Here is a 22,940-nt window from a genome sequence, read left to right as displayed (position 1 = left end):
GGACGCGTCGAATGACGGAACCCGCGATTCATACCGCTTTTTTGATTAATCAGAACGCTTGGAAATTCGTCGATGACAGAACGGAATCAACTTCACCCACGTGATCCGTTGGCGTTAGTAGGGGTTGGCTGTCGATTCCCAGGCGGCGTGTACGACACCGATTCGTTGTGGAAAATGTTGATCGAGGGGGCCAGTGCCATCGGTGAGGTGCCTGAAGATCGTTGGCACGTGGATCGGTATCACCACACGGATTCTGAGTCGACCGGGCGGATGATCACGCGACGTGGCGGCTTTGTCGATCAGATCAAAAATTTCGACGCTGCATTTTGGGGGATATCTCCCCGCGAGGCCAAGCGGATGGATCCGCAGCAACGATGGTTGCTCGAGACGGCATGGGAAGCCTGCGAGGATGCCGGGATCGCACCGAGCAAATTGCGTGGAGCGAGCGTTGGCGTTTTTGTCGGTGCATCGAGTCATGATTACGGAAGTCTGCAACTGAATGATTTGGCGAACCTCGATGTTCATACGAACACGGGCGGGACGCTGAGCATCGCGGCGAATCGTATTTCATACATGTTCGACCTGAAGGGGCCGAGCATCGCGGTGGACACCGCCTGTTCATCGGCTTTGGTGGCGGTGTCGTTAGCATGTCGAGCGATTTGGTCGGGGGAATGCGAGGCTGCGCTCGCCGGCGGCGTTAACGCGTTGATCACACCCAATACCAGCATCGGGTTTAGCAAGGCCTCGATGTTGTCACCGACGGGAGAGTGTTTTGCATTCGATTCCAGGGCGGACGGGTACGTGCGGGGTGAGGGCGCAGGGCTCGTTTTGCTCAAGCCGCTCGCCAAGGCGATTGAGGACAACGATCGAATCTACGCGGTGTTGCGTTCCGCGGTCGTTAACCAAGACGGGCAAACGTCTTCGATGACCGTGCCGAGTGTCGCCGGCCAGAGCGAGATGTTGCGGACCGCGTACAAGGAAGCGGGCGTTTCACCTCAAGACGTTGCCTACGTGGAAGCTCACGGAACCGGAACACCAGTGGGTGACCCCATTGAAGCCGAGGCGCTCGGTCGGGTGCTTTCCCAGGGACGTTCGGCCGACGACGTTTGTTGGATGGGGTCGATCAAAACGAATATCGGTCACCTTGAATCGGCGTCCGGTGTGGCCGGCCTGATCAAAGCGGCATTAGTGTTGGACCGTAAGCAGGTTCCCGCTAACCGAAATTTTGAAACACCTAACCCCGCGATTCCTCTGGATCGGTACCAGCTCAGCGTTCCGACGGAGTTGCGTCCGTTGCCGATGACGGAATCAGGCTCGACGCTGGCGGCGGTGAACTCGTTCGGTTTTGGCGGCACCAACGCACATGTCGTGATGCAATCGGCCCCGGGGACGAACGCACCCTCACGCACTACCGAAACCGCAAATCGACCGTACGTGTTGCCGATTTCTGCGCGCGATGAATCGTCGTTGCAGGAGTACGCTAAACGCTATCGCCAACGATTGAGGACAATGAAGGGCGATCTCGCCGATTTTTGCACCTCGGCTGGGGACCGCAAAGAACTCCATCCTCATCGTCTGGCTGTGATTGGGAACAGTCCGCGTGAACTCCGCCGCCGTTTGTCGCAGTGGCTGCATCATGGAAAGGCCGGCGATGGTGTCGTCGTTGGTCATGCCGGAGATCATCGCGATGATAGTGTTTTCGTGTTTACTGGACAGGGCTCGCAGTGGTCCGCAATGGGGCGAGGCCTGATCGAACGCGAGCCGATCGTTCGCGAAACACTCGAAGAGATCGATGAACTCTTTCAGGCGATTAGTGGTTGGTCGCTGTTGAAGGAGATGCTGTTACCTGAGTCGGAATCGAACATGCAGCAAACCCGCGTCGCTCAACCGGCGATCTTTGCGTTGCAGGTCGCGCTGGTACGGTTGTGGGCGTCATGGGGAGTCCGTCCGACATCGGTCGTGGGGCACAGTGTCGGGGAGGTCGCGGCGGCGTGGTGTGCGGGCGTCTATTCGCTGAGCGATGCGGTGAGTTTGATCTACCATCGCAGTCGATTGCAAAACATCACCGGTGGTGCGGGGCGAATGTTGGCGTCGGGCATTTCCGTTCAAGAGGCAACTGAATTTATCGGCGAGCATTCCGATCGGGTTCAAATCACCGCCGTGAACAGTCCCGCTTTGGTCACGCTCGGTGGCGATACCGAACCGTTGGAGTTGATCGGTGCTCGAATCGAGAGCAGCGGTCGTTTCATGCGTTGGCTCGGACTCGACTACGCGTTTCATACCCATCAGATGGAGCCGATCAAAGACGAGTTGCTCGCGTCGCTGTCACATCTGAACCCGCGTCCCGCTCGTGTCCCGTTCATCTCGACGGTGTCGGAAACCGAACAGGTCGGTGAGCAAATGGATGCGGCTTATTGGTGGCGGAACGTGCGTGAGCCGGTGCGGTTTGAATCCGCGATCGCGGCAATTCTGAAAGGCGGCGCCCGTCGGTTCATCGAAGTCGGGCCGCACCCATCACTGCGTAGTTCGATCGAGGCGTGTGTGGCGGATCAGAACCTCAAAGCGACGGTAACGCATTCGATCTCGCGTCGGACCGATGACGCGATGGAACTGGCGACAAACCTGGCTGCGTTGGCGATCGACGGTGTTGAGGTTGATTGGGGTGCGGTGAATCAAGGTTCTGGTGCGTTTGTCAGACAACCTTCCTATCCGTGGAACTATCACGAGCATTGGCTCGACCGAGGAAACACCGCCAATCGTGTATCCGCCCCGATGCACCCGTTGCTCGGCGAACGATTGAACGTTGCCGAACCGACGTGGCAGTTCTACGTGGACACGCATCTTTTTCCGTACCTGAAAGACCATCAAATTTGGAACGGCGTCATCTTTCCCGCGTCCGGATATGTGGAAATCGGATTGGCGGTTGCTGCGGAGATGTTTGGTGATGAATCCTACGCCGTTGAAGATCTCGAATGTAAGAAGGCCTTGTTCGTTTCGGATAACGCGGTGCCCAAAGTCCAGGTCGTCTTTGAGCAGGAGAGCAAGTCGTTCACCGTCTATGCAGCGTCGGGGGGAGACGGTGATCAGAGCGGAACGAGTAACGCGGTGTCCTGGGAGATTCACGCGCGGGGCAGGTTGGTGGCTCTGCCGCAGGTTTGCGATGCCGAACCGATTGATCTCGACCAATTGCGGCATCGATTGTCCGATCGAATCGAGCACGAGGAGTTGTATCGCGATCTTCACGAGTTGGGCTACGGCTTTGGTGAGGAGTTCTCGTTAATCCAGGAAGCGTGGAGCGGTCGCACGGAGGTGGGGCCGAACTCGAGCGGCGAACAATCGCTCTCTCGAATCGAGGTGTCGGAAAAGACCGCTAAAGTCGCCAGGCAGTACCATCTGCATCCTGCGGTACTTGATGCGTGTTTCCAGGCCACGCACGGCACCCGATATGGATCGGATGTTGCAGAAGATGTCGGTCAGATGTTTTTGCCGGAATCGGTCGGCCGCGTGCACGTTCATGTCCCGGAGATTCCCGATTTGCTTTGGGCATACGCGATTCGCACCAGGGTCGACGGGCCGTCGGTTGAGTACTCCGTACGTGTGGTCGATCATTCTGGTGACCCCGTCGCATCGATCACTCGATTCCGTGTCGCGCAAGTCGAACAAGTGCCGAGCCATGTTGAGGCTGAAGATCACCTCTATCAAATCCAGTGGGAACCACAACGTTTGTTCGGCACGCGAACCGAAGGGCCAGCCAACCTTGCCACAACAAACGATGTCATTGAATCAACGAAGGAGTCGATTCCACAGCGATACGCTGAACGAGGTTTGTCAGACTACTACAACGATTTTGTTCCGCGGATAGGAAAGATCGTTGTCCAGTTGATCGAGAATGCGCTCGTTGAATCGGGGTGGAAGTATCAATTCGGAGAAAACTTCGATGCTGAACAGGCGATTGCCGACCTCAGCGTCGACGAATCGCATGCACGATTGTTGCGAGCTGAATTCGATTGGATGGTCGAATATGGATTGTTGCAAACGCATGATTCCGGTTGGCGGGTCGTGCGTGAGCCGAAACATATTGACATGACCGAGATGTTGGTCGAGTTGTCGGACGAGTATCCACGCTTCGCATCGGAGGTCGCGTTGGTCCAGGCAACGGGTCCGCGATTGGCAGAGGTTTGGTCGGGCGAAATCGATCCGTTGGAACTGCTGTTCCCCGGGGGATCGAGGGAATTACTCGATCGGTTTTACACCGAGGCGGGTGAGTTTTCGACATTCAACCAATTGCTGCGATCGGCGGTCGCCACGAGTATTGAGTCGCTGCCGCCGCGACGTGTTCTTCGGGTTTTGGAAATCGGGGCCGGGACCGGTTCGCTTACTCGCAGTTTGCTCGACGTGTTGCCTGCAGATCGTGTGGAGTACACGTTCACTGACATTGGCGGTGCGTTCATCGCCGAGGCGAAACGTCATTTTTCCGATCACTCGTCAATGCGTTACCAAACGCTCGACATCGAGCGTGATCCAGCCTCACAGGGAATCGATCCGCACGGTTACGATTTGATCGTCGCTACCAATGTGCTGCACGCAACGGCGGATTTGCGGTCGACGCTCACGCACGTGAAATCATGTCTTGCTTCCGAAGGCATGTTTGCGTTTCTCGAAGTCGTCCGTCCACGACCGATCTGGGACAACGTGTTCGGACTCCTCGAAGGTTGGTGGCGATTCAGCGACTGTGAGGATCGTGAAGGTTCGCCATTGCTGGGGCGTTCGCGTTGGGAAACGTTGCTGTCGGAATGTGGTTTCGAGGACGTTCGGTCACTGACTTGTTCGCCCAGCGAGAGCGAAATGGAACAAGCCGCATTTTTTGCTCGAGGTGCCGAGGCCGTTTCGGACGATAGCTCGCAGGATATTGTGGAGCCTGGCGGTGCCTTGCTCGGACGCACCAACGTCGTCGTGTTTGTCGACTCAAAAGGAACCGGGGAGGCGATCGCGTCCCGTTTCTCGCAGAGGCATCAACGTGTCGTTACTGTTCGCCGCGGTACGTCATTTGAACGGTTCGATGATTCAGGCTTCACCGTTGTCGACGGATCATCGGAGGAGATTCAACGAGTGTTCGCCGAATCGAAACTCGACCTGAGTTTGCCGACTAGAATCATTCAATGCTGGACGCTCGATAACGACATCGAAAATGTTGGTTGTGGCGGATTACGAGCGGATCAAAACGCGGGTGTGTTGAGTGCGATGCAGATCGCACACGCGTTAGACGAAATCAATCCTGTCAACGCGCCTCGCGTCTATTTTGTGACCCGGTCGGCTCAAAGTGTTCGCGACGAAGATCCCGTGAACGGGTTAGCGGCGACACCATTGATCGGTTTTCTGCGAGTCGCGAACAACGAATCGGCTGCCCATCGATGGACGCTCGTGGATCTGGATTCGGTCGGGAATGCATCGGAAGCCGATGACGTGTTCTATGAAGTCCGTGGCGACAGCGACGAGCGAGAAATTGCCTACCGCAGTGATCATCGATTTGTCAGCCGGTTGCAACACGTTGCTATCGACCAGATCCCTCAGCGTCGTCAGCGTGCGTTTTCGCAGAGTGGTGAGATTGTTCCGTTCAAACTGCAAATGGAAAAAGCAGGCGTTCTCGAGAACTTGACTCTGAACGAAACGGTTCGACGATCACCTGGGCCTAGCGAAATCGAAGTTCGTGTCATGGCGGGAGGCATCAATTTTCGTGACGTGATGAAAGCCTTGGCCATGCATCCGGGCACGTCGGAGGATTTGCTGTGGTTTGGTGACGATTTCTCTGGAGTCGTCGTTGCGGTTGGATCTGAGGTCAGCGGGATTGAGTGTGGTGATCGAGTTTCGGGAATTGCCCCGTACGCGTTTCGCACGCATGTGACCGTCGATCATCGGTTGACGTTCAGGCACTCCACGGATTTGACGTTCGAGCAAGCGACGACGTTGCCGACGGTTTTCTTGACCACACACTTTGCAATCAACGATGTCGCGCGAATGCGACGCGGCGAAAAAATCCTAATCCATGCCGCGGCGGGAGGCGTTGGACAAGCCGCCATTCAAGTGGCCAAGCACCTCGGTCTCGAAGTTTTCGCGACGGCCGGGACGCCGGAAAAACGCGAGCTGCTCCATTCGATGGGTGTCGCGCACGTGATGAATTCGCGAACGGTCGAATTTGCCGACCAAGTGATGCGGCGGACGTCGGGAACAGGAGTGGACGCGGTGCTCAACTCCTTGGCGGGTGAATTCATACCGAAGAGCCTTTCGGTGCTCGCGCCGTTTGGACGATTTCTTGAAATCGGAAAGATCGACGTCTACGGAAACTCCAAAGTCGGGTTGGCCGCGTTTAAGAACAACATCTCGTATCACATGGTCGATCTTGCTCAGATCATTGTTGAGCAACCTGATCGAATTGCGTCAATCCTGTCTGAGCTGACATCGTTGTTTGACTCGGGTGCCTATCGGCCGCTGACACATCAATCGTTCCCGATTAGCGACGTCGTTGAGGCGTTTCGGTTTATGGCGCAGGGACGCCATATCGGAAAGAACGTTCTCACCTTCCCGAGTGAACCGTCCTCGTCTGAGCCATTGACGATTGGGCCGTGTACCGAAGATGGTAATTTGCTGCGATGTGATGCCGCGTATCTGATCACCGGGGGCGCCGGTGGATTCGGATTCGAAATCGCAAAGTGGATGGTTTCACAGGGGGCACGGCATCTCGTTTTGATGAGCCGGAGTGGGCCACGTGATCACACCGTCGACGCAATCGAATCGTTGCGAGCCGAGGGCGTTGTCGTCACCGACGCGCGAGGGGACGTGACAAATTTTGAGGATGTCCAACGCGTTGTGCGGCAAATCGAGGACTCAGGGCACGAACTCAAAGGCATCGTGCACGCGGCCATGGTCCTCGATGACACATTCATCAGCGACCTGGATGAAACGAGAATGGGCAACGTGTTGTATCCCAAGATGCTAGGCGCGTGGAACTTGCACGATGCCACGTCTGAGATGTCGTTGGATCATTTCGTTTGTTTTTCATCGTTTTCGACGGTCGTGGGTGCTGCCAAACAAGCCAACTACAACGCCGGGAACAGCTTTCTCGATGCACTGGCACAGCACCGGAGATCACGCGGGCTGCCTGCACTGACGGTGAATTGGGGTGCGTTGCTGGATGCCGGATTTGTTGCGAGAAATGAAAAGACGGCGGAGTATCTCGAAGGCATCGGATTGAAAGCGTTTCGCATGAACGAAGCCCTCGGTGTGTTTTCCGAAATGATTCTCCGTGACACGTCGGTGGTCGGCGCGGCCCGTGTGGATTGGAAACAGTTGGGTAAACTCAGTCCCGCGGTCGGTACTCTCGCGATGTATTCATCCGTCACGCACGACGCGACCACGAACCGAACCAACACAGGTTTCCATAGCGACTTGCGTGACGCATCGCCGAGTGAACGATTGGAGATCTTGGGCGAGCTCGTCACGCAGCAAGTTGCGGGTGTGTTTGGGATCGATCCTGATAAAGTCGACAAGACAGTGTCGCTCGCGCAAGTCGGTATCGATTCGTTGATGGCCGTCGAACTGATCAACCGACTCGAAACAGCGACCGGGACTCGAATTCCGGTTAACCGAATCTTGAGTGGACCGAGCATCGTCGAACTCAGTCGGACCATGTTGGATTTGATGACCGATTTGGATGCGTCCGACGAAAGCGATCCGATTGCAAGCGACAACCAAACCGCAACGCGTGTTTCGGATGAAATTGACTTCGAACGCGAAGCCGAACTCGGTCCGTTGGCGATCACGTCGGATGCGTCTGTAAATGAGATCTCATCACCGCGCATTCTCTTGACGGGCGCCTCGGGATACCTCGGTGCTCATCTGTTAAGCGAAATTTTGACAACGACGGAGTCGGAGGTTGTCTGTTTGGTGCGGGCCAATGACGAGCGGTCGGGGCTGCAGCGGTTGAAGGACAATCTGGAGAAATACTCGCTTCCCGATTGTGGGATGTGTGAGCGTGTCCGAGTGGTGACCGGTGACTTTTCAAAACCAAGGTTAGGGCTGTCGGCGGATGTGTACGACAACCTCGGTTCGTCCGTGGATGTGATTTATCACAACGGTGCCAACGTGAATTTGGCACTTCCCTACGGTTCCCTCAAAGAGTCGAACGTCGGCGGAACTCGCGAGATGTTGCGTTTCGCCGTTCACGGCAAACTCAAGCCAATGCACTACGTTTCCACGTTTACCGTGCACGCGACGGAGACGAATCGCGGTCGCGTGATTAGTGAATCCGATTGCTTGCCTGCGTGCGATGAGCTGCTTTACGGATACTCGCAAACGAAATGGGTGTCCGAGCGGATGATCGAGGAGGCTCGCGAGCGTGGCGTGCCGGTCACCATTTACCGGCCAGGTCACGTTACCGGGCACAGTGAAACCGGTGTCGCAAACACGGACGATTTGTTGCACAACATTGTGCGAGCTTGTTTGATGGTGGGAGCCGCACCCTTTCGTAGTTTAGATCTGGATGTCACGCCGGTTGACTACGTGTCTCGCGCAATTGTGTACCTCGCTCAGCAGCCCGATACGCTCGGTGGCACGTTCCATTTGACCAACCCAACACCGCTGACCGCGGAGGCGTTGACGCAGTGGATGAACGCGGGCGGGACAAAGGTGGATATGGTTCCGCTCGAGCAATGGCAGGCCAGACTGTTGGCGTTGGCGGAGGCTGCGGAGCTCGCTTCACATGAGCTGGGCTCGGCGGGCAAGACGAGCTCAGCGAACGAGACGAACTCAACCAGCGAGTTCAAATTACTCGCTGAGATGATGATGCCTCGGTTGGCGACCGAAAACGATCGTGGTGTTCACGGGCGATTCGATTGTCGTCGGACGTTGGCGTCGTTGGCGCCGAGTGGGATCGTGTGTGCTCCCGCGGATGCCCGGCTGATTTCAGTCTGTTACGGCTACCTGCAGCAGTCCGAAACATTTCGCCGCATCGACGGCGTCGCGGCGGAGTCACCTGCCGGACACTTGAATGGTTTCGTTCAGAGCCAAAACAAAGAGGTTCATTAGCTCCTCGGCATCGGCGGGGCTGACGAACTCGGCATCGTAGTGAAGGTTGACGCGGAGGCGATTGGCGTATTCAAGATTGAATATCGTGAAGCAGTTGTACGGACGCAGTGGGGCGATTCCATAGATGTCATTCAGCACGATATCCCCCGCCCATATTCGACCGCTTTCGCGTGGCAGTTCGCATCGTCGGAGTGACTTTCCAAGGCTGGAAAAGATCACGGAGGTTTTGCACTCGTCACGGGTGACTGATTTTTTTAGCGCGGTAGGAATTCGATTTAGAATCTCAAGCAAAAACAGAAACGTATAGCGCAGTTGAAATTTCCGGATGACTTCCATTTCCTCGCGGATGCTATTGAGCAATTGATCGGGATCCGATCCGTCTTTGCCTCGGCGATCGAGAAAAATCGAACTGACTTGATTCATTGCGGGCAGAGAGCGGTAGGACGTATCTCGCATGTTCATCGGGACCATCATTCGGACCCAGGAGTCCGCGTCGTATTGCCCGAGCTTTTTCTGCCACTTCCATAACGCTAAGAAGAAATCACGGACCAGCAGTTCGTGCAGAGAGACGTTTCGTTCAATCGCGGCTTTTCGAAGAGTGAGCGTTTCGGCTTTGTCGAATCGATACGACGTGATCGATGGGACTTGCTTCTGGGATGCCGTGTCTCGGTCCCGTGCTTGGTGTTCGACAACCGGTTTCGGCTGGCGTCCCCAAAACTGAGCCGCGCCGAGTAGACCGACGAGTTGACTGGGCAGTACCTTCAGGGTTGAGCTGAACCGCAAACCATGTGCTCCTCGCTTTGTCAGTCGATTGACATCGACTGTTGCCGGATGCTGGCACGGGGAATGACTGGCATCCGAAGCGTGTTCCCACTCGCGAGCGTAATTGACCAGTACGTCATCGATGAAGCGGTCAATTCCGGCTCCGTCACAACACGCGTGATGGAACTGAAACAACACGTCTGTATTGGATTGATCCCGTATGACCAGGATTTTGAGTCCCGTCTCACGATAGAGATCAATCTTTCTCGCCTGAGGAAACGGGCCTCCGGCATTTCCCTCACGCCACTCGATTGATGGGTCGGAGAAATCGGGAAACGTCCACTTTTCGGTCCATCCCGTTTTGACGACCGCACGCAGTAGCGGATGAAATTCGAGAGCTGAGCGGACGGCGTTGGTGAAGCATTCGTCGTCGACACGCCCTTCAAAAACGGTGCGGACGAAGCAATCACAGGGATAGCCAGCGCAATGTTCTAAAACGAGGCATCGTTCGAACGGAGTTAAACGCAACGTCGTTGACATCGTTAGGTGGTGACCTGCACGTCGGCAAAAGCGGGCAGTATACTCTTCGTCGATGTTACCGACGATGGTCCGAGTTCATGAGTTTTGCGATGCGTCAGAATGTTTCCGAGGAGTCGTTTCAGTGACGCTGGCAGTCGCCATGGTCTGGGCGGTCGTTGTCATCGTGGTGATCCAGTGCTGTTTTGCGTTGGCGTTTGCAGCCATCATGGCTCGCCGGAGTCCTGTATCGGCCACGTCATTTCAACCCAAGGCCGTCATCGTCCTGTGTCTTCGCGGTGCCGATCCGTTTTTGAGGCAGTGCGTTTCGAGTTTGCTATCACAGGATTATCCTGACTATCGGTTGCGAGTGCTGATCGATCGGCCTGACGATCCTTCATTGCCAATTGTCAAAGAGTTTGATTCGAATCCTCGCCTGGATGTGAGTTTTCTCAATGATCCGCCGAGCACGTGTAGTCTGAAATGCAGCAGTCTTGTGCAGGCGATTTCAGAATTGGGTCCTGCGGTGGAAGTGGTCGCGTTGTGTGACGCGGATTCTGCGCCGCACGCTTCATGGTTGGCGGAATTGGTGGCTCCTTTCGCTGACGATCAGGTGGGCGTGACGACGGGTAATCGTTGGTACCATCCCCCGCCTTCCTCGCCGGGCGCGGTGGTGCGTTATCTGTGGAACGTGCCAGCAGCGATCAACATGATTTTATTGCGGATCGCGTGGGGAGGCAGTCTCGCGATTCGCCGTCGCGTGATCGACGAGGCGGGATTGATCGACAAGTGGTCGAACGCACTCTGCGAGGACACGATGCTGTATCAGGTATTGCGTCGGCACGGTTACCGGCAGGTGTTTGTGCCGAGTGTGTTGATGGTGAATCCTGAATCGAGCACTTTGAGCGATTTGATGCAGTGGATTCCTCGGCAGATGCTGACGGCGAAGTTGTATCATCCGCATTGGCTGTTGACGGTTGGCTATGGGATTATCTCGTTCATCGTGCCGTTGTTGGCTGTGGTGTTGTTAATGTTAGGGTGGTTTCAGGCTGACGGGCGGGTGATGTCGACGGCCGTGATTTTGCTGTTCGCGTTTGAGTTTTCCAACGTGGTGTTGGTCGCGATATGTCAGTGGGGAGCCCGGCAGCGGATAGAGGACTTAGATGGAGAGGAGAATCGACTGGGGGCTGCGTTTTGGCTGACGCTGCCGTTTTGGATTGTGTTTGCTCAGTTAGTCACGCCGATTTTTTTCGCGAAGTGCTTTTTGGCCAGGCAGATTTCGTGGCGAGGAGTCACCTATCAGATCCGCGGTCGAACGATTTTGCGTGAAACTCATTCGCCGTTTGAGGAGCATGCTGTCGACGCACGTTCACTCTAGAGTGGTAAATTTTACGGGTTAGGGGATTCGGTCTAGTGGCACCGATCATCCTGTTATGCGGATGGTGTCATTCCGATAATGGTTGAGGTTTAGCACCTTCGCGCGACTTCCTTGTTCCCAATCCGCAGCCAATGCCAGCCTACCTGCTCGCCAAAATCTTACGTTGCGCGACAGCGTGGATGTTGCTCGTCGGAATCGCGGTTTGTATCGCGGGGTGCCGTTCGTCGATATCGCGAAACCTGGCGCACGACCCAGTGGTCGACGATGCTTCGCTGAAGACGATTGCTGCGGACGCGAAGGCAGATGTCGATCCGTTGTTGCAGCAAGTTTCATTTGCTCAACCGGCGGCGGGCGTCGTGTTCGATCAGGGCCCAGGGTTGGGGGCGGTGCAACCGCTACCGCCCGGTGCGGATGATTTTGACCGATTGACGCCTTGGTATCTGTCGCTCGACGAAGCGGTCCATATGGCGCTCGATAACAGTCCCGTGATTCGGGATCATGGTGGTCGCGTGTTGTCGTATCCCGACGCGATTCGCACGACGCTTGACCCGGCGGTTTTGCGGAGCGATCCGAACCTCGGCATCGATGCGAGTCTTGCGGCGTTCGATACGCAATTTGAAACGGGGCTCGTCTACAACGGCGGCGGTAACTCGGTCAATTCGGCGTTTACGGGTGGGCAGTTTGGTGTCTTCGCGCAACCCGAAACTCTCGCCAAGGTGGGACTGGGCCGTGTGCTTCGTACAGGGACTCAGGTTTCTGTCGTTGGTGTCGGAGGATACGACCAAGATCTCGCCGGTGGTCTATACGCGGCCTACGGAGCTGAAGCACGACACCCGTTGATGCGTGGCGCGGGAACGGAGTTCAATCAGATTGCGGGGCCACTGGCAAAGCCGGGTATGTACCGGGGTGTCTTGATCGCACAGATCGAGCATCAGCAGGCGAGGCTCGAAGTCGAGCAATCGGTCTCTGAATTGATTCGTGATGTGGCCGTCGTTTATTGGGAATTGTATTTCGCCTATCAAAATCTTGAGGCAAAACGAACGGCGCTCGAAAACGCAAGGCAAGTCTGGGAGCGTGAACAACAGCGGGTCGCGCAGAGCGTCAGTCCGCCGGATGTCGAGGCGTTAGCGCGGCAGCAATACTATTCGGCCGAAGCCGCCGTGCGGAACGCGATCTGTGGGACCGTTCCGGGGCGCACGGGCGTCTATAACGTTGAGTTGAAACTACGAACTCTGTTGGCTATGCCTGCAACGGGTGATCGACTGATCTGTCCGATGGGGCCTCCTTTGGAAGCACCAATGCGGTTCGATTGGCATGAGAGCGACGCGATCGCACGAGCGAATCGGATCGAGCTTCGCAAACAACAGGCTCAGATCAACAAACGAAACTTGGAGCTCAAAGCCGCCCGTAATTTGCACAAACCGCAGGTCGACCTCATCGGCGCGTATCGACGCCTGGCCGATGACCCGTCGTCGGATACCGCGCTGTTCAGTGAAGCGTTGCAGGGTTGGCAGGTCGGCGTCGAGTACAGTCGGCCCGTGCTCAATCGTCGTGAGAACGCCGCGGTCCATAACGCACGGTTGCAACTGTGTCGTGAGCAAGCGATCGCTGAAGAGCAGGCACGTCACGTATCCGCTGGGTTGCGTACGGCGTTTATCGAGATGGACCGCGCTTACGGTGCGATGAATTCAATGGCTCATAGTCGGGACGCCGCTCGCATTCGTCTTGAAGCACAATCGCAGCGGCACGCGGCTGGAGATGTGCATGTCGAAGACGTCTTAGAAGCGCAGATCCGAGCGATGAAAGCGGAAACCGAATTTCAACGCAGTTTGGTCGACTACAACCTCGCGTTCGTAAAGCTGCACTCCGCTCGCGGTACGTTATTGTCAGTGATGGGCGTTGGGTTCGGTCAGCCGATGAATGATGAGTGTCGATTTACGCTCAATTCACCTTCGGTCTTCGCGAGGCCAAACTCGATGGACGGATTTGACCCTGCTTCACGCAGTGAGAACGTGATTCGTACTGCCACCACCCCTTTCCCTGCTCCCAACGTCACGCCACGATAGGGCCGAACGATGGTGGGCGAGAGGCGATGACGCCCAATCATCCAGGTGCGTCTGCGTTTATGGATTGAGCAAGGTGAAGATCGGTTTCTATTCAACGATGACCGGAGTGCCTTGGGGCGGCAGTGAGGTTTTGTGGTCGCGAGTCGCGCACCGATTGCTGGACGCTCACACCGACGTGACGGTGAACTATCGGTGGTGGAAAAACGAGCCGCGAGTGTTGAGTGAATTGCGTTCCGCCGGAGCGAGCGTCTGGCCGCGTCGCGATCCCACATGGCGTTCGTGGCCCTATCGTCTGAAACCTCCATTTGATCTGGAGGATGAAACCAAACACCTGCAACGCTGGATCACGCGAGAGCGACCCAACGCAGTTATGGTGACGCTAGGTTATCACCTCGATCGGGTCTTGCCAGCGAGTGAATTGATCCGGCGCGGAATCCCGTACGCCATCAACGTGCAGAGTGTCAGCACCGACACACTCGATGATCAGTACCTCGATGAATTTCGCATGGCATACACGCATGCGAGGAAAGTCTACTTTGTCTCACACGAGAATCGTATCCGGGTCGAAACCAATCTGGCAATGAAGCTCGAGAACGCGGTCGTCATTGATAATCCCTTCAACGTTTCGTGGGGCGCGAATCCCGAATGGCCATCGGAGGAGGATGGGTGGCGTTTGGCCTGCGTTGCTAGGATCCATTACGCCTCGAAGGGACAGGATGTCTTGATCCAATTGTTGAGTCAGGAGAAATGGCGCAATCGAAACCTTAGCGTCCACCTCTTTGGGAATCCACAGGGAAACCTGCGACAGACGCAGGATTTGATCGAACGGTTTAACCTTCAAGCGAACTTGCAGATTGAGGGATACGCCGAGGATGTAGAAGCCGTTTGGTCGAACCATCATGGGCTGGTTCTCCCGTCACGGTTTGAAGGTGCTGCGTTAGCCGTCGTGGAGGCACTGTTGTGCAACCGGGTTTGCATTACCACTGATGTCGGTCGAAATCGCGAATTGATCGATGACGGCGAAAGCGGTTTTATCGCACCCGCAGCCACGGTCGAATTGTTCGATCAGACTCTCGAGGCGGCATGGCAACAAAGGGGTCAGTGGCAATCCATGGGGCAACTTGCCGGAGTGCGAGTTCGAGAGCGGTATGGGGATAACCCGGTCGCGGCGTTTCAGGAAGAGATCATGCAGTTGGCAACCACGAATGGTTAGCGAAGTGGATCATCGAGGGAGCTGTCTGCGAATATGAGAATTAGCGTCGCAATATGCACCTGGAATCGTTCGCAATTGTTGCAGCGCACGTTGGAGCGGCTTTGCGAACTCGACGCCGACGACCGCTATTCGTGGGAGCTGGTCCTGGTCGACAACAATTCAACAGATGATACGTCGCAGGTGATCGATCGATTCGCAGATAATTTGCCGCTGCGTGTGGTACGCGAAACTAAGCAGGGGCACTCGTGGAGCCGAAACCGAGCGATCGCTGAGTCGACGGGGGATTACATCGTTTGGACCGATAACGATGTTTTGGTTTGTCCGCAGTGGCTGAGTGCGTACTACGATGCGTTTTCTGCGGAACCAGAGGTGGCGTTTTTTGGTGGCGTGATCGATCCCGTTTTTGACCCGCCCGGTCGTCCTGATTGGTTGGGGGCGACATGGGAAAAGTGCCATCCCGTCTACGCCGCTCGTGATCTCGGCCGAACGCCAGTCGAACTGAATGAACATCGATTGCCCTATGGTGCAAACTTTGCAGTCCGCTTAGACGTGCAGCGTGAGCACCTTTTTGATCCGACGTTGGGCCGCGTTAAGTCAGGAATGATGGGCGAGGACGAGACTCATGTTCTCAGGCGGATTGCCCGCTCGGGCGGAAAGGGGCGTTGGGTTCCTGATGTGAGAGTCCAGCACATCGTTCCCGCCGATCGTGCCACCGAAAAATACGTGCGGTCCTATTTTATTGGGCAAGGGATGGCAAATGTCGCGTTCAATAAACCGTGCAAACAGGGAGTCGCCGCGTTGTTAGATTGTGTTTGCCAATCGTTGCTCTATCGGATCAAACGGAATCGCACCGATCCTGATGAGTGGGTCTCCCACCTGATTCGTGCGGGGCTGTCGTGGGGCGAATATTCGGCCTCGACTGGGAGCAGAACGGAGAAGTGACGCAGCCAAACGATGAGGAGGCAGTGCTCTCGGTCTTAAAGAGCACCAACCAATTGCATTGCTTCTCCTGCTTCTTCCATGAACCAATTCAGTTGAGCTGACGTGAAGTATTCTTGCCAGGTTCCAGCCTGTCCTCTGCGGAAGAACTGATCCGGCTTGTTGTGGTCGTTGTCACCAAAACCGGCTTGCGTACACCAATTTAACGGAGCAGCTTTGGAGGGTGAGGCACCGAGGAAACGATAGGCCTCGTCGCGATACTTTTGCGTGTCGAGTTGCAGGTCCTCGTACCGGATCCAAAGATAGGGCAGATCGATTTCACCTCGATCGGATGATTGCATCATCTTGAAATCATCGGTGACGGTCGTGTTCCACCTCTTGGCGAATTCTCGCACGAGCGGTTCGAATGAAAGGAGTTCCTGTTTGTTCTCTTCAAAATATTGTGGGTTTTCGTCGAGTCGACTCTTCTTCGTCAGCATCTCGGGACGCGTATCGATTTCTCGATTCATGGTGTGATAGAACCAACTCACCACCGCATCACGTCCATCTCTCGTGATGTAAAGATTCTTGACGCCCGGAATGAAAGTTGAGCGGAGAGAACAGGGGGTTTTGTCGCCGCACCACGGCGCGTTCCCGCAGACGTCCGAGATCAGTTGTTTGACCATGCGGTAGAGCGAATCGTGCATGATTTTTGATTTGTCTTCGTGGCGGAGGATACCCCACGGAAAGTTCGAAATTTTTTCCGCGCCTTCGAACAGCGGTCTCAGATGGAACTCGCTCATGCTGTTAATCTGACGATTCAAGTTCATCAAATTGGACAGCCATGTGGTCCCCGATTTCGCATACCCGCGAATGAAGAAGACTTCGGAAGGACGCGAACGAAAAAGGTTTCTCATTTGATTGCTTTCGCCTACCCTACCGGACGATGGCTCGATACCTTTGAAGCCTCAAGGAAGCCTATCGCCAACCAAAAACGGCGACAACCGGACGTGGGTGTCGTGAAGATTGCTGTCAGATGAAAACGATTCTCTTTGCTACCGATCAACCGTTTTGGCGGCGCGAGAACGGTGCCCAGCAGCGAACTTGGTCGATCGTGCAGTTCCTGTTTGGGCACGGGTTCGAGTTGCGATTTTTCTTTTTAGTGGCGATGACTCCGGCGGATGTAGTCATCTGTCGTGAACACGGACTGCAGATCGAGTTGTTTGATCCACGGTCCGTCCGCACGCGTGACCGAATCGCAGTTGGCGTCAGTGGTCTACTCCCTAAGATTCGCCGGTGCTTTCGACATGACTCGCGTGAGACGTCGGATGAATTCTTGATCCTGGAGAGTTATCACTGGCCATTGGCGTCGATGCAATTTCGATCGTTGGTCGAATCGATGTGTCCTGATTATGTCTTCAGTGTTTATATCGTTTGGGCTCATTTGCTCAACGCTTTTCCAGAGCGACGACGGTGTTTTCGCGCCATGGTGGATACCCATGATTTACTGCATCTGCGGCAGCAAGAATTCAACCAGCGTCAACAGGCTCACTGGATTGAAATCTCACGAGATGAGGAGGCCGCTGCGCTTCGTAAATTCGATCTCATTCTCGCGACGCAGGCGGATGAGGCGGCGACGATTCGCGACATGGTTCCGGACCGCGATGTCATTGTCGTCGGGTATTGTCCTGGTGCCGAGTCGATTGGAAATCCGTCGGTGGTTGTGGACACCGGGAGAGATCGGGATCGGATACGGTTTGGATTCATCGCGTCGGAGAACGCAGCCAATGTGGACGGGATCCGTTGGTTCCTCGAGGAATGCTGGGGTGACGTTCATCGAGCGTCCGGGGCCGAACTCGTGATCGCGGGGACGGTGGGAGACGCCATCAGGCGTGGACAGTTGGACGATTGGGCGGGAGTTCGGTGCGTGGGAAGGCTGGATCGGATCGACGACTTTTACAATGAAATCGATGTCGCGATCAATCCAGTTCGCTTCGGCAGCGGAATCAAAATTAAGTCGATCGAGGCGTTGTACTACGGCAAACCGTTGATTGCCCATTCACACAACACACGCGGTTTGCCTCAACGAGTGATTGACGCGATGCTCATTGAGGATGACTCCACAAGGTTTGCCAGAGCGTGTCTTCGGCTATCGGGTGACGAAGATTTGCGTCGAGAGATTTCGGAACGGTGCGATCGCGTTCGTCAGATGGAGTTGTCGCCGGAATCTGTTTATCGCGACCTTCTCGAATGGTTGCGGGCGGACTGTGTTGGTTCCCCTTGATCGGGATTGCACGATAGGCGATATTTTCTTTGCAATTAGCCAAGTTGGCTGTATTTTTCCGATCGAAGCATCGCATCACCACATGGACGGGCCCATCGTTGTCAACGGGAACAATTTTCTATGTTGGGACGGAGGCTGAGGTTGGGCATCATGCCGATCCTCTGACACGCCGACTCACCGTCCGTATCGCGGAGCCCGAAACGGTTGTGCGAGATGCGGTTGCCGGTGATGTGGCCCTGTTTTATTCGGAGCACTTCGAGCGATTTCGAAATGCGATACGGTCTCTTCAGCAACGCCGAGTCGCCACGCTTTACGCGATCGATGGAATTTTGGAATGGCGAAACGCGTGGGACAATCGCGACGACGAACCGGCGTGCCCGTGGACGATGCGTCCCGTTTTGTGTGACAAGGTTGCCTGCATCGGAGCGTCGCAAGCGAGAACACTGCGGCAGTGGGGGAACACGGACAAGGTCGAAGTCGTCGGGATTCCGCGATTCGATCATTTGGTTCGCGCATCGATTACAAGCTCAGAGAGCGATAAGCCTTTCCGCCTGCTCGTGATGACCGCCAAATGGCCGGGCTTCACCGAGCACCAACGACGGTTGATCACTCAGTCATTGATCGACCTGAAAGATTGGGTGTCCAATCACAAGACGGTGTGTGGTCGGCCCGTCGAATTGATCTGGCGACTGACGGGTGGACTCGATCGTGTCGTGGGGATCAAAAACGAATTGCGAGACACGAACGGCGAGGATCTCGCATCGGCGCTGCGTCGTGCTGACGCGACGATCACGACGCCGTCGACAACGCAATTGGAATCGATGCTGCTTGGGAAGCCGACTGCGATTCTGGACTACACGAACAGTCCGCTGTACGTCGACGCGGCATGGCGAGTGACTGCGGTCTCTCAATTGGAGGCGACAATGGAGCAGTTGTGTGAACCGCCGGCCGAGAGAATGCACTACCAGGATTGCGTTTTCGCGGACGCCTTGCAGTGCGAGGAAAACGCAACGAATCGCCTGACGAGGTTGATCGAGTCGTTGCGTGAGATCGCAGCCGTTGGCGCGGCCCAGAATCGACCGCTGGTCTTTCCGCGAAACCTCCTTTCAACACCCCATGGTTCGGAGACCGGACACACGGGACCCAAACTCGATGCCGCGGAGATTTTTCGTGAGAGGGCAGAGTGTCAGCTCGATGACCTTGCTCGGTTGCGGGTCGAACTTGCCGACGCGAAACGTGATGTCAAATTGCTGCGTGCAACGGTGGGGCAATTGAACGCGGAGCTCGGACAGGCTCACGCGATCTTCGACACCATCCATCAACACCCAATCGCGGGGCCAGTTGTTCGAACACGAGAGCGAATTTTGGCATGGACCGGTAAGGTGAAATCGACGAAGGGTGAATCGAACCAGGCCCAATGAACGCACACGAAACACTTCTAAGCGAAACGTCACCGCGTCATTCGAGCCGATCGCATCGGGTCGATCTCGTTTGCGCAGCCGATGATGCCTACATCATGCCGTTGGCAGTCACGCTGAAGAGTGCTTGTCGCAATTTGCGCGACGGACATCATCTCCGCTTGTTCCTGCTCTGTGGCGAAATCAGTGATGAGAACGCGTCGATGTTGGATCGCACGCTCGCCGGTGAACCGATCGAAGTTTGTCGGATTGAACCGGACGTGGGGCGTGTTTCGGATCTGACGATATCGCATCATATTTCGCATACTGCTTACTTCCGATTGTTGACTGCGGAGTTGATTCCGACGGATGTGGACAAAGCGATTTACTTGGATTCCGATTTGTTCGTCAAAGACGATCTGTCCGAGCTTTGGGAGCAACCGATCGATTCGCACTATTGTCTCGCAACCTCGGACGTTGCGTGTCCGTTCGTCGACGCTCGAAAAGGTTGCGCCAATTACCGGTTGGCGAATCCTTACATGGCGGCGCTGCGGCCGATTCCAAACTACCGAGAGTTAGGGCTCGACGGAGCGAGCGATTATTTCAACAGTGGCGTGATGGTGCTAAACGTCAAGCGTTGGCGTGAAGAGAACGTCGCTGAGCAATTGTTGCGGGTTCTTCGCGATAACCGAAAGCACGTTTGGTGTTGGGATCAGTACGCATTGAATGTGCTATTCCACGGAGATTGGGGACGGTTTGAGCCGCGATGGAATCAGGGGGCTCACGTATTCGAGTATCCATCGGAGAAGCACGCACCGTTTGATCCGCAGCAATGGTTGGAGATGAAGAATAACCCCGCCATTGTTCATTTCACGACCGAATTCAAACCGTGGCAGGCACACTCAAATCACCCTCGCAGCGAGGTGTTCTTTGAAGGACTCGCCGATACCGAGTGGGGCCAATGGCGTCCGCCAACACCAGAACCGAGTTTTGGGAAGTGGTTCGATCGTCAGATGATTGAACTGATCAAGACGTCGACGAAAACGTCTCGCAAACTCGCGTCGGTGTGGGTATGAAAATGAATCTCGTCCTCGAGGAAACTGACTGTGTCGCGGAAGCCAATGCGTCACCATTGCTGACGATGTTTTCGGTTCTCAAACCGTTTGAGGGTGAGTCCGATACACACCAGCGGAACGCGTTGGCGAGTTGGAAAGCGTTGGAGCCCGACGTCGAGATTATATTGGTTTCGGACTCAACGATTCCGGGTGACATTCAATCGGTCTTTCGTTGCTATCAATCGCGAAAAACAAATCGTTTTGGAACGCCCCTACTCGACGATGTTTTTGCGTTGGCGGCCGCCGAAGGGCAAGGCAAGGTTCGCGCGTTCGTTAATGCTGACATCATTTTGGATCGTCGTTTTGTGCTCGCCGCCGAGCGTTTGTTGCATTCAGATTTGAAATCCTGGTTGGCGATCGGGCAACGGACTGAGTTCGAAATGCCGGAACGGGCGGACCACCGAAACACGAACTGGATCTCGGATTGCTTTGCGCGTTTGGAGTGTGACGGAACACAGGCATCGATAGTCTGCAAAGACTACTTCATCTTTTCGGCAGATCTTTATCGCAAGATTCCCGCGTTCGCGATCGGTCGTGGGAACTGGGACAATTGGATGGTTCGATCGAGTAAGGCGTCATCCATTCCGGTTGTGGATGTCAGTTCGGTCACGCCGGTGATTCATCAAAAACACGGATACGGTCATGTTGCCGGGGGGCGGTTGTCGGCTTACGTCAGTGGTCCGGAAGCTCGCGAAAATCAACGGCTCGCCGGCGGCCGGAATTTGTTAGTGGGCAGCACGCCGAATTGGCGAATGGACGCGACAGGACTGCATCGGGTCCCGTTTGCGACGTTTCGATTTGGTAAAGATCTCTTTCGGTTTGCAAATCTATTGCGGACGATGGTTCCGCTGCCGTCAGCATGAGCAGTGCATTGAACCTGGTTGAGCAGGCATTGCCGATGGAGCCGATATCAATATGGGGCGGGGCGACGCTGTTGGTCTGGTCGCTGGTGCACTTCGGGTTCGCCTGCTTCTTTCGAATGATTGTGGTTAGAAAGACGTTGGGGCAATCGGATCGGGAGTCCATTGATGAGAATGACGGCAAAGTTTCGGTGTTGTTGTCGCTGAGAGGCTGTGATCCTTTCTTGGCGACGACGTTGAAGAGGCTGCTCGAGCAGACCTACCGGAATTTCGAAATCATTGCGGTGATCGACAGCCGTCAGGATCCGTCCTGGAAGGTGGCCAAGCAAATTCAATCGCGGCACGATCATGACCATCGGTTTCGTATCTTGGAGTTAGTCGATCCGCGATCAACGTGTGGCCTGAAGTGCAGTTCCCTCGTTCAGGCGACGCAGCATATCGCGGATGATAGCGAGTTTGTCGTGCTGATCGATGCCGATGTGGTTCCGCATGCCGATTGGTTGAAGGATGTATTGCGACCGTTGCGGGATCCGCGAATCGGTGTGGTGACGGGCGGTCAATGGTTTTCGCCGGAACGACCGGGTTGGGGGGCATTGCTGCGGAGCGTCTGGAACTCCGGTGCAATGGTCGCCACCGCGATCAACGGTAATCCTTGGGCGGGAACTTGCGCGATGCGGTTGTCGGATCTTCGTCGTTCGGGGTTAGTCGAAAAGTGGACGACGTCGATTGTGGACGACGGTCCGATCAAGCCCGCGTTTGGGCGGCTCGGTTTGAAGGTCTATTTCGAACCGAAATTGTTGATGATCAATCGTGATCAGTGCTCGGCGAAGTTTACCGGGACGTATGTGACGCGGATGTTGACGTGGTCTCGGATTTTTGAAAAGACGTTTGTGAACACGGTCCTTCACGCGGTGGCGATGGCTGGGCTTTGGGGCGCGGCAGCTTTGTCGTTTGTTGTTGACGCATTGTTAGGCAACAGCACAGTCGTGTTCGTAGGCTCCGCCCTGCTGCTTTCCAATCTGATGATGCTTGCGGGGTATTGCCTGATTCGTCAATCCGTCCGTGATGCAATTTCGTTTCGGTCAGACCGCAATTCGATTGCCGCGATGAGTTTGAACAGGGCGGTTCGGATCTTTTTGTTGATTCCGCTGTGTCAGTTCACGCATCTCATTTGGACGTTTCGGGCGATCTTCGCTCGTCAAGCAAAATGGCGAGAGATCACTTACCGCTTGCTCCCGAGGCAAAGAGTCGAAATGGTCTCCTATCATCCTTATGCGGTGGACACTGATGCTGCGACGCCGAATGCATCGATTTGATTGAACCAATAGCAGACGATGCGTTGGGTAGTTT

At 55.5% G+C, this 22,940-nt stretch carries 12 protein-coding genes; 10 read left to right on the top strand and 2 right to left on the bottom strand.

Annotated elements, in window-relative coordinates:
- Positions 1 to 72: 72 nt before the first annotated feature.
- A complete protein-coding gene (locus FHS27_RS07530; RefSeq protein ID WP_184303702.1) occupies positions 73 to 9,081 on the top strand; it encodes a type I polyketide synthase in 9,009 nt (3,002 codons plus the stop codon).
- Here the strand turns inward: FHS27_RS07530 and FHS27_RS07525 are convergent.
- The gene (locus FHS27_RS07525; RefSeq protein WP_184303700.1) at positions 9,025 to 10,383 is read right to left on the bottom strand and encodes a WS/DGAT domain-containing protein; all 1,359 of its coding nucleotides are present in this window, start codon (positions 10,381 to 10,383) and stop codon (positions 9,025 to 9,027) included. The two genes, FHS27_RS07530 and FHS27_RS07525, sit on opposite strands and share 57 nt — an antisense overlap.
- A gap of 121 nt (positions 10,384 to 10,504) precedes the next feature.
- Between FHS27_RS07525 and FHS27_RS07520 the strand changes: the two genes are divergently transcribed.
- The 4 genes from FHS27_RS07520 to FHS27_RS07505 all read left to right on the top strand — a co-directional run bounded on the left by FHS27_RS07520 (position 10,505) and on the right by FHS27_RS07505 (position 15,958).
- On the top strand, positions 10,505 to 11,737 hold the full coding sequence (locus tag FHS27_RS07520; RefSeq protein WP_315854484.1) for a glycosyltransferase: 1,233 nt from the start codon (positions 10,505 to 10,507) through the stop codon (positions 11,735 to 11,737).
- A 131-nt stretch (positions 11,738 to 11,868) separates the two neighbouring features.
- Positions 11,869 to 13,803, top strand: coding sequence for a TolC family protein (locus FHS27_RS07515; RefSeq protein WP_184303695.1), 1,935 nt, complete (start codon positions 11,869 to 11,871; stop codon positions 13,801 to 13,803).
- Between the two features lie 73 nt (positions 13,804 to 13,876).
- Positions 13,877 to 15,016 carry a glycosyltransferase gene (locus FHS27_RS31535; protein ID WP_184303693.1) on the top strand — a complete coding sequence of 380 codons (1,140 nt, stop codon included), beginning with the start codon at positions 13,877 to 13,879 and terminating at the stop codon, positions 15,014 to 15,016.
- Positions 15,017 to 15,049: 33 nt separating this feature from the next.
- Positions 15,050 to 15,958: a glycosyltransferase gene (locus FHS27_RS07505; protein WP_221224938.1), complete on the top strand. Its 909-nt coding sequence runs from the start codon at positions 15,050 to 15,052 to the stop codon at positions 15,956 to 15,958.
- A 35-nt stretch (positions 15,959 to 15,993) separates the two neighbouring features.
- Here the strand turns inward: FHS27_RS07505 and FHS27_RS07500 are convergent, their stop codons facing one another.
- Entirely contained in the window at positions 15,994 to 16,851 is an 858-nt protein-coding gene (locus FHS27_RS07500) for a sulfotransferase domain-containing protein (protein WP_184303689.1), read from the bottom strand.
- Between the two features lie 119 nt (positions 16,852 to 16,970).
- On the opposite strand from FHS27_RS07500, the gene FHS27_RS07495 reads away from it, so the two are divergent.
- From FHS27_RS07495 to FHS27_RS07475, 5 genes are read left to right on the top strand one after another with little or no spacing between them, the layout of a single operon-like run.
- Positions 16,971 to 18,218, top strand: a complete 1,248-nt coding sequence (locus tag FHS27_RS07495) for a glycosyltransferase family 4 protein (protein WP_184303686.1) — start codon at positions 16,971 to 16,973, stop codon at positions 18,216 to 18,218.
- Between the two features lie 44 nt (positions 18,219 to 18,262).
- Complete coding sequence (locus FHS27_RS07490; RefSeq protein WP_221224937.1) at positions 18,263 to 19,639, top strand: hypothetical protein; 1,377 nt, start codon at positions 18,263 to 18,265, stop codon at positions 19,637 to 19,639.
- On the top strand, positions 19,636 to 20,691 hold the full coding sequence (locus FHS27_RS07485) for a glycosyltransferase family 8 protein (protein WP_184303682.1): 1,056 nt from the start codon (positions 19,636 to 19,638) through the stop codon (positions 20,689 to 20,691). Before FHS27_RS07490 ends, FHS27_RS07485 begins: the two co-directional genes overlap by 4 nt.
- Positions 20,688 to 21,593 (top strand): hypothetical protein, encoded by a 906-nt coding sequence (locus FHS27_RS07480; RefSeq protein WP_221224936.1) that lies wholly within the window; start codon positions 20,688 to 20,690, stop codon positions 21,591 to 21,593. Before FHS27_RS07485 ends, FHS27_RS07480 begins: the two co-directional genes overlap by 4 nt.
- Positions 21,590 to 22,906 carry a glycosyltransferase gene (locus FHS27_RS07475; RefSeq protein WP_184303678.1) on the top strand — a complete coding sequence of 439 codons (1,317 nt, stop codon included), beginning with the start codon at positions 21,590 to 21,592 and terminating at the stop codon, positions 22,904 to 22,906. Before FHS27_RS07480 ends, FHS27_RS07475 begins: the two co-directional genes overlap by 4 nt.
- The last annotated feature ends 34 nt before the right edge of the window (positions 22,907 to 22,940 follow it).

It is taken from the genome of Aporhodopirellula rubra (assembly GCF_014192335.1).
Taxonomy (GTDB): Bacteria; Planctomycetota; Planctomycetia; order Pirellulales; family Pirellulaceae; genus Rhodopirellula; species Rhodopirellula rubra.
Note: the sequence above shows the minus strand (reverse complement) of the source record. Positions and strands in the feature narration are given on the sequence as shown.

Coding starts and splice junctions, on each gene's coding strand:
- FHS27_RS07530 (WP_184303702.1), top strand. CDS start 73: ATGACAGAACGGAATCAACTTCACCCACGTGATCCGTTGGCGTTAGTA.
- FHS27_RS07525 (WP_184303700.1), bottom strand. CDS start 10,383: ATGTCAACGACGTTGCGTTTAACTCCGTTCGAACGATGCCTCGTTTTA.
- FHS27_RS07515 (WP_184303695.1), top strand. CDS start 11,869: ATGCCAGCCTACCTGCTCGCCAAAATCTTACGTTGCGCGACAGCGTGG.
- FHS27_RS07505 (WP_221224938.1), top strand. CDS start 15,050: ATGAGAATTAGCGTCGCAATATGCACCTGGAATCGTTCGCAATTGTTG.
- FHS27_RS07500 (WP_184303689.1), bottom strand. CDS start 16,851: ATGAGAAACCTTTTTCGTTCGCGTCCTTCCGAAGTCTTCTTCATTCGC.
- FHS27_RS07495 (WP_184303686.1), top strand. CDS start 16,971: ATGAAAACGATTCTCTTTGCTACCGATCAACCGTTTTGGCGGCGCGAG.
- FHS27_RS07485 (WP_184303682.1), top strand. CDS start 19,636: ATGAACGCACACGAAACACTTCTAAGCGAAACGTCACCGCGTCATTCG.
- FHS27_RS07480 (WP_221224936.1), top strand. CDS start 20,688: ATGAAAATGAATCTCGTCCTCGAGGAAACTGACTGTGTCGCGGAAGCC.
- FHS27_RS07475 (WP_184303678.1), top strand. CDS start 21,590: ATGAGCAGTGCATTGAACCTGGTTGAGCAGGCATTGCCGATGGAGCCG.